General features: G+C 53.4%; 12 protein-coding genes and 1 pseudogene. 1 reads left to right on the plus strand and 12 read right to left on the minus strand.

The window, feature by feature from the left end; translation table 11 throughout:
* Nucleotides 1–4: 4 nt before the first annotated feature.
* From JMI88_RS24590 to JMI88_RS24610, 5 genes and pseudogenes are all read right to left on the minus strand, one after another.
* Nucleotides 5–1,036 (minus strand): annotated as a pseudogene (locus tag JMI88_RS24590) (transposase); the annotation flags it as partial.
* A gap of 158 nt (nt 1,037–1,194) precedes the next feature.
* Complete coding sequence (locus tag JMI88_RS24595; protein ID WP_201364617.1) at nt 1,195–1,983, minus strand: alpha/beta fold hydrolase; 789 nt, start codon at nt 1,981–1,983, stop codon at nt 1,195–1,197.
* 56 nt (nt 1,984–2,039) lie between these two features.
* Nucleotides 2,040–2,402: an iron chaperone gene (locus tag JMI88_RS24600; protein WP_201364618.1), complete on the minus strand. Its 363-nt coding sequence runs from the start codon at nt 2,400–2,402 to the stop codon at nt 2,040–2,042.
* 455 nt (nt 2,403–2,857) lie between these two features.
* On the minus strand, nt 2,858–3,349 hold the full coding sequence (locus JMI88_RS24605) for a beta-class carbonic anhydrase (protein WP_201364619.1): 492 nt from the start codon (nt 3,347–3,349) through the stop codon (nt 2,858–2,860).
* Nucleotides 3,333–3,857: an alpha/beta fold hydrolase gene (locus JMI88_RS24610; RefSeq protein WP_201364620.1), complete on the minus strand. Its 525-nt coding sequence runs from the start codon at nt 3,855–3,857 to the stop codon at nt 3,333–3,335. The genes JMI88_RS24605 and JMI88_RS24610 overlap by 17 nt, the downstream gene beginning before the upstream one ends.
* Before the next feature lie 233 nt (nt 3,858–4,090).
* Here JMI88_RS24610 and JMI88_RS24615 point away from each other — a divergent pair, with 233 nt between their 5' ends.
* Nucleotides 4,091–4,774 (plus strand): IS6 family transposase, encoded by a 684-nt coding sequence (locus JMI88_RS24615; protein WP_201364621.1) that lies wholly within the window; start codon nt 4,091–4,093, stop codon nt 4,772–4,774.
* Nucleotides 4,775–4,964: 190 nt separating this feature from the next.
* Here JMI88_RS24615 and JMI88_RS24620 read toward each other — a convergent pair whose 3' ends face one another.
* From JMI88_RS24620 to JMI88_RS24650, 7 genes are all read right to left on the minus strand, one after another.
* Entirely contained in the window at nt 4,965–6,908 is a 1,944-nt protein-coding gene (locus JMI88_RS24620) for a glycoside hydrolase family 3 protein (RefSeq protein ID WP_201364622.1), read from the minus strand.
* A gap of 183 nt (nt 6,909–7,091) precedes the next feature.
* Nucleotides 7,092–8,210: a glycoside hydrolase family 18 protein gene (locus JMI88_RS24625; protein ID WP_201364623.1), complete on the minus strand. Its 1,119-nt coding sequence runs from the start codon at nt 8,208–8,210 to the stop codon at nt 7,092–7,094.
* 114 nt (nt 8,211–8,324) lie between these two features.
* Nucleotides 8,325–9,506, minus strand: a complete 1,182-nt coding sequence (locus JMI88_RS24630) for a S53 family peptidase (RefSeq protein WP_373323969.1) — start codon at nt 9,504–9,506, stop codon at nt 8,325–8,327.
* Nucleotides 9,507–10,440: 934 nt separating this feature from the next.
* Nucleotides 10,441–10,674 (minus strand): hypothetical protein, encoded by a 234-nt coding sequence (locus tag JMI88_RS24635; RefSeq protein ID WP_201364625.1) that lies wholly within the window; start codon nt 10,672–10,674, stop codon nt 10,441–10,443.
* Between the two features lie 132 nt (nt 10,675–10,806).
* Complete coding sequence (locus tag JMI88_RS24640; RefSeq protein ID WP_201364626.1) at nt 10,807–12,240, minus strand: hypothetical protein; 1,434 nt, start codon at nt 12,238–12,240, stop codon at nt 10,807–10,809.
* On the minus strand, nt 12,237–12,854 hold the full coding sequence (locus JMI88_RS24645) for a hypothetical protein (RefSeq protein WP_201364627.1): 618 nt from the start codon (nt 12,852–12,854) through the stop codon (nt 12,237–12,239). The genes JMI88_RS24640 and JMI88_RS24645 overlap by 4 nt, the downstream gene beginning before the upstream one ends.
* A gap of 73 nt (nt 12,855–12,927) precedes the next feature.
* Complete coding sequence (locus tag JMI88_RS24650) at nt 12,928–13,530, minus strand: hypothetical protein (RefSeq protein WP_201364628.1); 603 nt, start codon at nt 13,528–13,530, stop codon at nt 12,928–12,930.
* Between the last annotated feature and the right edge of the window lie 52 nt (nt 13,531–13,582).

Raw genomic sequence — 13,582 nt, forward strand, 5'->3', positions numbered from 1 at the left:
CCCGTTACAATGCATGAAGGACACGTTGGCGAAGCAAAGCGAATCCGGCTTTTCCATACATTTGGCGCTTAATGAGCTTGAGCTTCGTCACATGGCCTTCGACCATGCCATTGTTGATCGGCCAAGTCAAACCAGCTTTCACGGCGTCTTTGTCCTTTTCTACTCCAGCCGCAAAGGATTGGAGTTCTGGAAGTCCGCTCTCCGCTACTCTGGCCAGCCAGGCATCTAACCGTTGCCCTTCTCGTTTGTGGACCATGGATAAAAAATCTTGGAGGAGATCACACGCCTTCTAGAGGGGAGCGCTGGCCTGGCAGAAGGCAACCAGATCCTCTCGCTCGATCTCATCCAGCTTTTGGGGATCACGCATAAACAGCCAGATCGCCGTATTCACCGAATATTTCTGGATGCGCTCTGGATTGATCGAAGCCCTTACTTCGGCTTGCTTGAGGGTTTCCAGGTGACGATAGACGCCATTCGCCGTTCCCGTGTAGCCCTGGGCTTTGATCTCTCGCCAAAGAGCCAGTCCATTGCGTTCCCCTTCCTGCCAGCGTTTGAGGACGTAGGGAGCAAAGACATCAAAAGAACTTTGCCTCTTGCGGCGTTTCTTGGTTTCGGGAAAGGTCCCAGCCGCAAGCCATCGTTGCATCGTGCGCACACTTTGGCCAAGTTGCTGTGCAATGGCTTGAGGCTTCATTCCCTGCTGTCGCGACTCCACGACTTGCTGATAGTGGGCATAGCGACCAGCTCGTCGGGCCAATCGGACTTTCTCCACATATGCAGGCTCTGGAGGACGCCATTCTTCGATGGAGATCACAGGGGTCTTCTGCTCATCTGAGCCTGACGCTCGCTGTTTCTTTTCAGCCAGGATTTCTGCCTGACAACGAGCTAGAAGCACCTGGATAGCCTCAGTCAAATTTTTCACGATGTGAAATCTGTCCGCGCACTGGATGGCCTGGGAAGCGCCTTCTCGTGCTGCAGAGGCATATTCTCCTCCATGATCACGACTGATCACCGCGAGATCTGACTGGTGACGCATCCCCTCGCTCTTTCAGTTCAAACTGAATTGTAAAGGAGTCTTATGGAAGAGTATATCATTTTGTATCTCTCTGCCGTAAGCAAGAGAGCTGTGTGCACCAAACGCGGCCATGAGCCAGATTATGAGAGAAAGCCCATCTGCCAAGATCAATAGCAGTGTTACGTGTTGAAGAATTCCACCAGCGCGGGAGCAAGGACTTTTGCCTCGACTTCGTGGGTCTGACCTTCCAAGGTACGATGCTCGCCGTTAGGGATAGCCTTCGCCAACGCTATTGCTGTGGTATTCATGAAAGGGAATGATGCAGAACCGTCCATGACGAGCGTCAGCACAGGAACCCGGGTGGCTTTCTCAGTGGGGACTGAGCCATCCTCGCCAAGAGCGGCGGCATCATAGGGCAGCGTGTGAGCTACGGCTTCCCACATCGGCCACATCGGCTGCTGGCGCGCTCCCTCAAGATGTTCGGGCGGCATTCCCACGAACATCATAAAGAGGCCCAACGCGTCGCCTCGCCGTCCTTCTGCAAGGACTTCCACCAGCTGTTTTCTATAGGTTCTGAATGCGAGCTTTCTGGCAGCATCAGAGTCATAAGGAGCCTCGTATAGAGCCAGTTTCTTCACCTTGTGGCCGAGCTTGACGGTGGCCTCCAGAGCCAGAGCGGCGCCGGAGGAGATCCCGTACAAGAATGCCTCATCTCCGACTTCGTTGATGAGGGCCTCAATATCCTCAATTTCGCGCTCAAGGGCAAACGGCTGCGTATCCGTGCTCTCGCCTCGTCCCCTACGGTCATAGATGATGACCGTGAAGTGTGGTGAAAGCCCGGTTGCTAGCGGCACCAGAAATCCAAACGCTCGAGAGCCTAATGCTCCATCTACCAGAATTACTGCGGGTCCATGTCCAATTTGATCGTATGCGATGGTTGTGCCATCGGCTGACTGGACGTGCTTCATAACATCTCCTGGGTTGCTCGTTTATCTGAATCTCGCGCTCTGGAAAACGGTCAGGATCATTTTTCTGGGGTTTCCTCTATGAGGAGGGTCACGATGTGCTCCACCAAATCGTAAGGGATCGGTTTATCTAAAGGGAACTGTATGGAGCCCTTTGCTCTTTTATAGTGCGCTATGGCTTGCTGGAAAGCTTCATCGCCTGCTGGGAGCGGATACAAGGAAATATGGTGTTTCCAACCAGCGAAGAACACGACGTGTTTGCCATTGAGGTCGAAGGTAGGTATCGCGTAGCTCATTGTCTCCACGGCTTCGGGAGCCGCTTTGTGTATTGCCTGCCTCACCTTTTCAAGGATGACCTGGATATCCGCCGGAAAGATGCTGATGTATTCGTCAATAGTCGCGAAGAGCTTTTTGTCTGTCATAGGTTTATCTCCTTCCTTGCCAGTATATTCGGCCTCGCAACTTGATTGCCTGTCATGTGACAGTTCTCACCCAAACGCTTTACTCGATCAGTATAGCATGTTGAAAAGGAAAAAACTTCTCGCATCTTGCCATCGTGTCCTGATGCCTTCGCTGCAAGAACCCAAGCATCCTGTTGAAAAAGCCCACAACAAGCTCATCAGGAAAGAGGATACCATAGCAGGTAGTGTTGCAAAAAATTTAAAGCTCAGCAAATTGAAGTGCACTCGAACATCTCTCGCCAGGAAAAAGATGCAGAACATGCACCTTTTCTCTGCGGCAATGATTCTTGTGCCGTCATTACCCGTTCCATTTTCTCAGCTCAAATTTTTTTGCAACGCTACCAAGCTAGGTAGTCCGATAGGCCAATTTGGTACTGCTTGCGAGAGTGCCAATATTGGCCTATCGGACTACGTAACTATTCCACTGCCTGGAGTTTCCCCGTTCTCACATCGTAGATAAAGCCGCGAATCTCTATGCTCTGGGGAATGAGCGGCGACGAGCGCAGGAAAGCAATATCATCACGCACAGATTGTTCCAGGTCCTTAAATGGCAGGAAGGCAATGTGGTCGGCGTCAGCAGATAACTCCTTCTTCACTTTTTCATGGATAGTGTCATCGGTAAATGTCAACATGCCGCAATCGGTATGATGGAGGATGACAATCGTATTGGTGCCAAGAAGTTGTTCAGAGATCACCAGAGAACGCAAGGCGTCAGCCGCTCGTCCACCTGCGTTACGAATGATATGGGCATCGCCTTCCTCCAGGCCCAGGATGCGAGCCGGATCAAGGCGAGCATCCATACAGGCAAGGACTGCTACTTTGCGCGCAGGAGGTAAGGGAAGATCACCTTTCTGAAAGTGTGCTGCATACGCGTTGTTTGCCTGTAAAAACTCATCGACAATGGACATAGAGCAACTCCTTTTTTCCTTTGTCTCTAATGAACAACTCAGGCCATTCCTCTTCAGTGGTGAAGGCATAGCCAGCAGGATCTTTGGTCGCCTCAGCAAGCGCATCATCAAGCGAGACGCCAGTAGTCTTATAGATCAGACCGAGCAAGACAATACCTGTGATCCTCTCAGGATAACGCACAGCGATTACCGAGGCTACAACGGTCCCATAACTTACTCCCACCAAAACGATCTGACTGGCACTTGTCACTTCCTGAACATAGTCGAGCACGGCAATGGTATCGGCCACACTGGTCTCTACTGTGACGGAGAAACCATCGGCGACTCGGCTGGAGCGACCATGACCACGGAAATCGAAGGCAAACGTCCGTGATCCGTTACGAGCAAGTGCATCGACGAGCGAAATATTCTCAACAGGCACATCGAAACCTGCACTATCCATCCCGGCACCGTGCAGGAGGACAAGCGGCGTCAGGCGTGGCTGCTCAGTATACTTGCCTTTTTTCATAGATGTGACCTCATCGTTCGCTGCTACTGCCATTTCATTTGCCCATTCAACACATCGTATTGTGTCTTACAAACGATGCTATTCCACTCATTTGTTCTATGGAGATGATAGTAGATGAGGGCAAATCCCCCAAAGGTCCAGACGAGGAGAGCCAGGCTGGATGGTGGTGGCTGGGTATTGTCAACTTGGCGTGGCCCTCTACAAACAGCTGAGTAATATGATAGAATGCCCTCATGAAAACGAACATCTCAACCTCACCCTACAAAGGATTCCGATTCCCACCAGAGATTATCAGCCACGCGGTGTGGCTGTATTTCCGTTTCTCGCTCAGTTTTCGTGATGTGGAAGAGCTTCTGGCACAGCGCAGGATTGTCGTGACCTATGAAACCGTACGTCAGTGGTGCTTGAAGTTTGGGCAGACCTCTGCCAATGAGTTACGTCGCCGCCGCCCTCGTTGTGGCGACACATGGCACCTGGATGAAGTCTATCTGAAGATCAACGGGAAAACGCATTATCTCTGGAGGGCTGTAGATCAGGATGGCAACGTGCTGGACATCCTGGTGCAGAGCCGCCGCAACAAGCAGGCGGCAAAACGTTTTTTTCGCAAGCTCCTCAAAGGGCTTCAATACGCGCCACGGGTGATTATCACCGATACACTGAAAAGTTTCGGAGCAGCAAAACGTGAGATCTTGCCAGGGGTGGAGCATTGGCAGCACAAAGGGTTGAACAATCGTGCGGAAAATTCGCATCAACCCACGCGACTGCGTGAAAAGAAGATGCGGCGTTTCAAATCCGCCAAACAGGCCCAACGCTTTCTCTCTGCCTTCGGTCCCATTTATGGGCATTTTCAGCCACAGAGGCATCGTCTCAACGCCTCAGAGTATCGAGCCCTCATTCAGAGACAATTCCAGGAATAGAACGAAGTAACCAGCGTACAAACTGCCGCATAGCACCGTCTCAGCCTTGTGATTTTCTGCCTCTTCCCTTCCTCTCGTTGTCCTTTTTAGAAAAGCTCTCCCTTTCACCCGTTAAGTTGACAATACCCAGAAAAGCCATGAAACCCGCTCCCCTGAGGTCTCAGGGGAGCGGGTTTCATGGGAACTTCGATTAGAAGGGAGTGATGCCATACCCATACGGGAATAAGGCACCTGTGCAGCCATTATTCTGATTGCAGGGTTCCTGCGTCACCGCGTTTGGCCAGGTGTAGGTCAGTTTGCCCTGAAAACCATAATCGCCAAACAGCACATCGGTGATCCCTTCTCCTTCCGTTGAACCGATCCACCCGGCAACGAATGCGGAGGATTGATTCAACTGGGTGTTAATGATCATCGGACGCCCGGAGAATAAGAAAACGATACACTTCGTTACCCGGCTGCAAACGTCCGAGACTTCAGACGTGTCAGTGCTGCTGAGTGCCAGAGTACTGGTATCACCATTGCCTTCGGCATACGGCGTTTCCCCAACAGCGACGATCCCGACATCCCCTCTATAATTTCCCTTCGTACGGGTACCGACGAAGTTGAGTTTCACTGAGGATGACAGTCCCGCTTGCTGAATAGCCTGCCAGAGCGTTGTTCCAACGGTGGTGGTTCCACTCCCTCCCTGCCAGGAGATTGACCAACCGCCCAACTGATAGCCCAGATTATCCGCGTGATCGCCTCCCACAACCAGGGTATAGCTCCCGGTCTTCGATAGGGGCAGCACACCGTTGTTCTTCAACAATACCAGCGACTCCCGCTCTGCCTGCCGCGCGACTGCGCGATGCGCTGCCGATCCCACATTGGGGGTATAGCTGCGATCCGTGTAAGGTTGCGTAAACAGGCCTGCCGCGAACTTCGCGGTCAAGATGCGCGTGACCGCATCATCGATGCGGGACATCGGAATGTTCCCCGCCTTGATCTCGGTATCGAGGGTGCTGATGAAGGTTTTGTATTTGTCCGGGACCATCACCATATCGATACCAGCGTTTATCGCGGTACGGACGTCATAGTTGTAGTCCGAAGAGATCTGGTCGATGGCCTGCCAGTCCGAGACGACAAAGCCCTGGAACCCTAAATTGGGTGTGCCGTAGCTGTCTGTTCCCGTGCCTTTCAGTTTGGTCGTGATCAGATACTGATTAGCATGATCTTTGAGTCCATTCCAGCTACTGTACGAGATCATCACCGAACCGACTTTGTTCGAAACTGCTGACTGATAGGGCGGAAGATCAATGGCATCCAGCTGCTGCTCGGAAATTTGATCATCACCCTCGTTGAGGTAAGGCGATCCAGTGCCCCAGGTGGTGTGGCCATCGCCGATAAAGTGTTTGGCCGTCGCCAGGATGTTGGTTGGTCCCAATGCACCATTCGACCCCTGGAACCCCACGATGGCAGCCGAACCGTCAGTCGCATTATCAGATGGAACCTCGCTATAGCCCTCGTAGGTGCGTCCCCAGCGAATGTCCTGCGGTGTACACACACATGGAGCAAACGTCCACCGTACGCCTGTCCCCAAGACCTCGTCACGGGTCACCTGCTCTACCTGGGTGATCAGGGTAGGATCATGCATTGCTCCCAACCCGATATTATGTGGAAAGAGCGTTGCGCCATACACGTTGTTGTGCCCGTGGACCGCGTCGGCGCCGTAGATGAGCGGAATGCCCAAACGGGTCTGCAGCGCGTAGTTCTGGAAATTGTCCACCATATCCGCCCACTGTGTGGCGGTGCCACCCGCGCCATTCGGGCCACCGCCGCCGCCACTCAACACCGACCCGATAAAATAGGTCGTAATATCCGTTATCGAGTTGCCAGCCATGGTGAAAGCGTTTTTCTCTACCTGGGTCATCTGCCCCTCTTTTTCAGGCAGGGTCATCTTCGAGACACAGTCACTGGGCGAAATGCATCCGGAAGCAAAAGGGGTAAGACGTGAGAGTGTTCGAGCATTTGCAGCGTAGGCTGGCAATATCAATTGCCATATCAGCAGTATCACAATCACAGAGAGCGTTGCCGTGGCAAAGTGTCTCGGGCGGTAACTCCCGAGCAACTTCAGCGCGAAAGGTGTACGCGTAAGCATAAACCTATCCTTTCCCTTGATCACCTGATCAAAGCGGACGACGATGTACCGTTGAGAAATTGCGATGTGACGCTTACGATTTTTCTTCCATAGTTCTCCAAGAATAGATCTCTGGGAAGAGGATGACGGAGAACAACGTAGAGTTGTTCTCCTCCATAGCCACGTTTTCCCAGACGGGTTCACTCACCCCTGCCGAAGCGAAGGCATGGGAATCGGAATGGCATAGGTCTGACCACCCACGCCTACTCCCCCTTCGCATGTATTCGGAGGGGTTGTACAGCTGCCACGCGATGAAGGGCACTCGGCAGCCCAGAACATATAGCCCAACATTCCATTCGTGGTCCCCACCCCATTGGGCGCCACGGACTGCACATAGCTCCCGGTGGTGTCGATGAGCGACCCACTGAAGTGGTAGCATTCCGGCTGAACGGACCCGCTGGCACTGGTAATGTAGAGGCTTCCCGTGAACTTGGCCGGGGCGAGAGGGGGGATCGGGGGACTATACTGTGGCTTGCCATCGATATGTTCTTGCCAATTGCTCTCGGCACTGCTCGCACTGTTTGGTTGTCTGCTCGGCACCATGGCGTTGGCATAATCGAGGACGGGAGTAGAGGTCGTCAGCCAGGACGTGGTTGCCTTGGTCGTTAATCCTATGAGCCATCGATCTCCAGCAGCCAGGTCAATGGTCAGGCGCGCGGCGGGGTTATTGCCTGTTGCATCGTAGGGTTCCACAGAGCGGTAGGCATCAATGAACGCTTGCAGTCCTGTCAGGTTCGGAGAGCTTGACTCTTCGTAGTCGATCTCAATGCCCACCCCCAATTGCTGTGCGACTGCTGCTGCATTGAGCCCCAGTTGGGTGGGATTGGTGGCAAGTGCCTGATTCCAGGCACTGACGTAGGTAATTCCGCCGATGGAGAGCATGACGCGGATATTGTGGCTCTTGAAATAGTTCACGATATCTGATGTCATCCCAATGGGAATCCCCTGAATGGTCTGGGCATCCGTTGTCTTGTTGAGGAGTTTGAGTGGTTGGACAAAACTCAAAACGACCAGATTCACAGAGGGGGTACCATCACCTCGATCAATGAGCCAATGGTTCTTACTGTCAAATTCGGTCACACTGCGTACTGTACCCCAGAGACAGGCATCGTTGCTACAATGCCAGGCGCCATAGACCGAGATGGGGGGTGATGTAGTGGTTGCCAGATGAGATGCAGCTTTGCTCAGGGGGACGTGAACAAAGAGAAGCAACAGTGCTGTAAAGATGCCGAGTAGACGGAGAGCACCCTTCTTGTTTGTCATAGCTTCCTCCTCATGAGGTTCGCGCGTTCTAAACTGCATAGTTGTGGCCTCAAGTTGAAAAGAGGCCTTGCTGCCTCGCGTGCAAGGTCTCTTTTTCGAGCAGGATGCCTTTCGTTAGAAAGCACCTGTCCCGTTTGGTGTTCCCAGACCAGTCGGGCCATCATAGCCCGTTGTGGCGGTACAGAGGTAGGAACCGCCGCAACTGCCGTTACTGCCACTGGTCACATCATACAAGCTACCGGTGTGGCTGTAGAGGGAGGAGGCTGCGTTGACGCTACTCGCGTTACCAGCTAGACCATACACACTGGCGATGATGGGAGAGGCAACGCTCGTCCCACCAAAGACCATCCAGCCAGACCCCTGAGCATAGGTATCGTAGACCGAGACGCCTGTATTTGGATCGGCAATCGCCGATACATCGGCAACCGTTCGTCTGGCACACCCACTATCACTCTGCCAGCTTGGTTTGGTGATATAGGCGCTGCACCCGCTTCCGGCACCACTCCAGGCGGTTTCCGTCCACCCACGTGTCGTGCTACTCCGTTTCAGGGAGGTACCACCAACTGCCACTACGGTATTGTAGGCGGCAGGGACCTCGACGCCGTAGCCATTGTCACCAGAACTGGCAGTGATGATATGGCCGGGATGATTGTAGTACGAGGCATACGACGATTCACCGCTGGACTCGCTGCCGCCGTAACTGTTACTGACGGCATTGGCGCCCAGGCTGACGGCGGTATTGACCGCTGTCCCCAGGTTGGTGAACGAATTGGAAGACGCCTCCACCAGCAAGATGTGGCAGTTGGGGCAGATCGCGCTCACCATGTCCAGGTCGAGTGAGATTTCCTCCGCCCACCCGCTGTTGCCGCGTGGATACTTGGTGCCACCATTCTGGTCCACCTTGCGGAAGCAGCCGTTGGCCGTCGTGCAGGCAGGCAGGCCAAATTGAGAGCGGTAGACAGCCAGATCTGATTCAGCGTTGGGATCATCGTAGGCATCGACAATGGCAATCGTTTGCCCGCTGCCCGCTGTTGCGGACGGCAGGTTGTACGCAGCCTGTAAGTCAGCTGGATTGAGTCCCGAAGGATTGCTGGCTTTGGGGGTCAGGCCTTGGTTGGTACTATCAACCTGAATGGCACTACACTGGGCAAAGCCAGCAGCAGCGGTCGTGCAGATGTGATGGGATCGAAACCCATTCGAGGTTTGCTTGGCAAACGCAGGCGCGGAGAAGGCCAGAATGGCGAGGGATGCGACGGTTGTTAAACAGAGAAGACGAAAATACTGTTTCATCTGCATTATCCCTTTTTTCCTGAAAGAGACTAGGAGAGCTCGTGCATCTATTGCGCAAGCCCAGGCGCTCCATTGCACAGCTTGCCTACACAAGGACACACCAGACCTCAAAACAGGCAAGAGGAAAAGAAGGCCGATATTGTGAAGTGCGAGGCGGCTTCCTGCCCAAGGAGATGCACAATTCCTCTTTGCACATGTATCGAGCATACATCATGAATACGTAGTCAGAGTTGCTACCTACTCTGTGGCACTAGATGCTCTTAATAAGAGTATACGCATAAAGAGATAAATGTCAATCCTTCGTTGAGCGATTATCACTCTATGTGCCTTTTGATGTTCGAAGAAAGTAGATCCTTTGCAGAAAATAGATGAGAGAACAAGTGTCCCGCTCGTTGCCCTTCTTCCTCGTTCTTCAACTCCACCAAAGCGGATCTTCCGCAACTTTCGTGCTCAGCAATATGATGAAAACGAGACTGGCTGGCTTAGCCCACGGGATGCGCAACGAGATTGTGGAAGAGCTAGCAGAGAAGAGAGGAGACAGAAGCTGCTCAGCAAGAGATCATCCACCAAAAAGCAGCGGGCTTCCTGAGGAAAAGAGCACACCAAGAGCAATAGAGGAAAGAAGCCAGGGATCAACAGGTTCCTGTGGGCAGCAGGAGATCCGCGCAACAGCCGTTGTCCCGAACAGCAAGAAAACAGATGAGGCCACCAAACGGTGTTACGTTGTGGGCAAACCCAACCACATTGCAAAGGCGACGGGAACCCCGAAGAGAGTCAGCTTCACATGCCCTGCCGTCAACGCTCGCCTTTCTGCTCTCTCTCAGCAGGAAGGCATCCAGTTCCACGCGGTTTCTCTCTCCAGATCAGGAATTAACTCTTCAAAACGCTCGTTGCGCACTTCGTGGGAAATACAGCTTCCCGTGATGAAGAGGGACTCCAGTCATTCTCTGATCAGGCAAACTGCCGGCACCGGTGTCAATGGCGAGGTACGCAGGATACGTTGCTGACCGAGATTCGTGCCAAGTGGGTCCCTGGGTGCCGTTGAGCCTCCAGGCAGTAACTCTACGGCCAGAACGCTCAACGGCGAGTCAAGTGGGAGCGCCAGTTCGCTCAGAATCCTCTCAATCTCCTTTTCCCCTGGAGGACGGCGAGGGAATAAGCTCCACCATAGCATCCAGGCCCGACGTGTCCGCTGATTGACCTGGGGTAATCACCCGTATCGGCTCCGGATCGATGGGCAATACTGGCTCGACCGGTTTTGGCAAGGGAGCATCGTTCTGTTCCAGGCTTGCGACCAGCCTGCCGACTAACAGGGGGTCACGCGAGCAAAATAACGGTCATTGGGATCCTGCACCGGCTCCTCGAACTCTAGCCAGAGCATGCGCTGACGCGGCTCCGTCGCTGCATAATCCGGAGTGTGTTGATAGGGAGTGAGTGCAATGCCAGCGGACACGATCTTCGGCGTCTGTTGTGGCTGAACAGCGACAGGCAGAGTGGCGCTCAACATCTTGGTATTACCAATGGTAGAGGACTGACTCTTGAAGCTCGGCATTACCATCCAGGTTGGCGAAAGTAACACCGGTGGCTCACCAACGGGCGGATTTGGATTAACCGCGTCGAAAAAGACCAGATGCGTCACATCTCGCTTCTTGGGATCGACTATCGGACCATATGCTACTGCCAATGCACTGACCGTCTGCCGTACCTCCAATGTTCCCACCATCTCCCCGTCGCGCTTCACCTCGAAGCCCGCGTCGGTCAGGCAATCCCACGTCCAATCGCGATTGAGGTCTAACAGGATGGCAATCACCCAGTGGTGTAATAATTCGCTCTGAGCGGCGAAGGTAATCGCCGAATGGTCGCTGGAAAGCGTATGCCGTAGCGATTTGGAAGCTCCAAATACTATTCGTTGTCCTGGTCTGGCTGAGAAGGTGAGTCCGCTCACCGCGAGGTCGAGTTGCTGGGCCAGCAACTGGGCAATGTCACTGCCTGGTTGGAGGAAGATCGCGTTCAACTGCTGTGCGTCTATGTTGGGGACATACAGATCCTGCTCCATCACCGCTTCCTTGCGCGTGATCAGATCGGTGGTCAAATCAGCGCGTACCGCATCATTACCCCAGTAGTTAGCGAGATTATGCCCAATGGGTGTTAAACGGATACGCACGTCTCGCGCACGTGGGATAGGCAACGGGTCCCCATCTCCAATAACGAGCGTTTCGAGTTCTTGAATATTTTTGATGTCACGGAAATCCAGCGCAAGCTCAAGCGCCTTGCTGGGATCGAGCGGATCAGCAGGTAAGGGTGGAAAAGCGCGCTCAAGCTGGTAGGCAACACGGAATGAGCCATCGAGATTGCCTGGCATCTCACCTTGGGTGCCGGTATCATAAACTGGTGCGCGTATCTCAATGGCGATGCGCAATTTCTCGACTCCCGGATCATTGACGCCAAGAATCTCCTTATTGGCCTGGGCGCTTGAAACGCGGGTAATCAACTTCTGTACGACAGCAGGGTCGGTAATTCCGGCAAAGGTGAACTCAGGATACCCCAGGAGCGGCCGCCAAACGGAAATGGTATCAATTGGCTGGAACGCAGGATATGGATTGGAGCCGTCCGACACCGGAGGCGTCGTCTTAATGCGGACAGACTTAGGAGGAACGAAGCGCTGAAATAGACACTGTGTCGTATTAGCGGGAGCCTGGTTTAGCGGAACATCGTGTTCGTCTGGCCCTCCACCGGTCAAATCAGCCAGCCGGTGGCTAGCGGCGACGGCAGATTGTCGACGCTGATCGGCTGAAGGCGATGGAGATAGGGGGGAATTACCAGGGTATAGCCTGGGAAAGAAGCATTTTCACGCCAGGGCCAGGGAGGAGTCATAGTAAGCTGTAAACCACCAACGCACGCGTTACTAAAGATAGGCTGATTAAGCTGAAACTTCCCCCGCTGCTTTTTCAGATTCACAACCTGAACATGTGCCCGCAGGCCAAACGGCAGACTGAAATCGGCCAGAATAGAGGCTCCTTCAGTATTAACATTGCTGATATATTGCTTGAGCAACGGTAGCGGCTTAATTGGGGATAGGTGTACTGTCGGTACCTGGAGTAGAGTAGCGCCCCCATCACCAGGTGGCAAGGGAACGGGCAAATTTCCGGCAGAGTGCGTCAAGGGGACTGAAGCCATCGGTTCCCATGAAACAACAGGCATGGTAAAAATGGCAAGGGACCTTTGTCTCGCAGCCAGCACGAGGTTATCGATAGTCACACCTGTGCTGTCTATACTCTCCTGTGCCAGTAACACCACGCCTAGCTGATCGGCATTACTTGAAACATCAAGCAGCGCGAGAGCGGCAGGTTCCATAGCCTCATTCACAGCATTGCTTGTCGCTGTCTCTAATAGAATCTCAGATATGCTCTTACTCTGCGCGCTTGTTTCAGACGCCACCGTAAGCATGAGATGAGGTTGAACAGTTGTGTGCCAATTGATCGTCGCCCCGAGCAAACCAATCGGTGTATCGTTCGCACTTATGCCACGAGCAGAGAAATTTGCAGCGTATCTTGTTATTTTGGTCATATACAAGTGGGAGCAATTTCTCGCTGTGGAAGAAGTCGACCCAGACCTGAATCCCTGCTGGCCCAGAGAACGGGCCAAGTGAGCGAGTGATTTTCATCCCTCGCGCCCACGAGGGGAGTGAGGGGTCAAAATCTGTTTGCAGCGGTGTCGTGCGGAGAGTGGCCAGCATACAGGAGTCGGTAGGAGGTCCATCGACGCTCTCATGCAAGGCGATCGCAGAGAGATTATCAATACAAGTGAGCAATTCGTCAGAAAGGTGCTGCAGTGTCGAGCGATGGAGCGCTTCCACCATCGCCAGGGATTGGCTAGCCGCCGTACGCACAGTTTCGAGCGATTGTCCGGACAGGAGCACACGTGCCAATTCGATGCGTGCAAGCTGTAAATCATCGCTGGTTGCTTCCTGTCCAGGTTCAAGTGAGCCCGTCAGTTCGATGAGCGCGTTTGCTAGTTCCCTGTGATCCACAGTCGGACTCCTTACATGTAAATGATCCCCGTCTGTCCGCAGCGATTCTCAA

It is taken from the genome of Dictyobacter formicarum (assembly GCF_016587435.1).

Bases quoted from the DNA above. Each gene is read 5' to 3' on its own strand.
- JMI88_RS24605 (WP_201364619.1), bottom strand. From the start codon at position 3,349: ATGTCCATTGTCGATGAGTTTTTACAGGCAAACAACGCGTATGCAGCA.
- JMI88_RS24620 (WP_201364622.1), bottom strand. From the start codon at position 6,908: ATGCTTACGCGTACACCTTTCGCGCTGAAGTTGCTCGGGAGTTACCGC.
- JMI88_RS24645 (WP_201364627.1), bottom strand. From the start codon at position 12,854: ATGGAACCTGCCGCTCTCGCGCTGCTTGATGTTTCAAGTAATGCCGAT.
- JMI88_RS24600 (WP_201364618.1), bottom strand. From the start codon at position 2,402: ATGACAGACAAAAAGCTCTTCGCGACTATTGACGAATACATCAGCATC.
- JMI88_RS24610 (WP_201364620.1), bottom strand. From the start codon at position 3,857: ATGAAAAAAGGCAAGTATACTGAGCAGCCACGCCTGACGCCGCTTGTC.
- JMI88_RS24615 (WP_201364621.1), top strand. From the start codon at position 4,091: ATGAAAACGAACATCTCAACCTCACCCTACAAAGGATTCCGATTCCCA.
- JMI88_RS24630 (WP_373323969.1), bottom strand. From the start codon at position 9,506: ATGCAGATGAAACAGTATTTTCGTCTTCTCTGTTTAACAACCGTCGCA.
- JMI88_RS24635 (WP_201364625.1), bottom strand. From the start codon at position 10,674: ATGCTATGGTGGAGCTTATTCCCTCGCCGTCCTCCAGGGGAAAAGGAG.
- JMI88_RS24595 (WP_201364617.1), bottom strand. From the start codon at position 1,983: ATGAAGCACGTCCAGTCAGCCGATGGCACAACCATCGCATACGATCAA.
- JMI88_RS24625 (WP_201364623.1), bottom strand. From the start codon at position 8,210: ATGACAAACAAGAAGGGTGCTCTCCGTCTACTCGGCATCTTTACAGCA.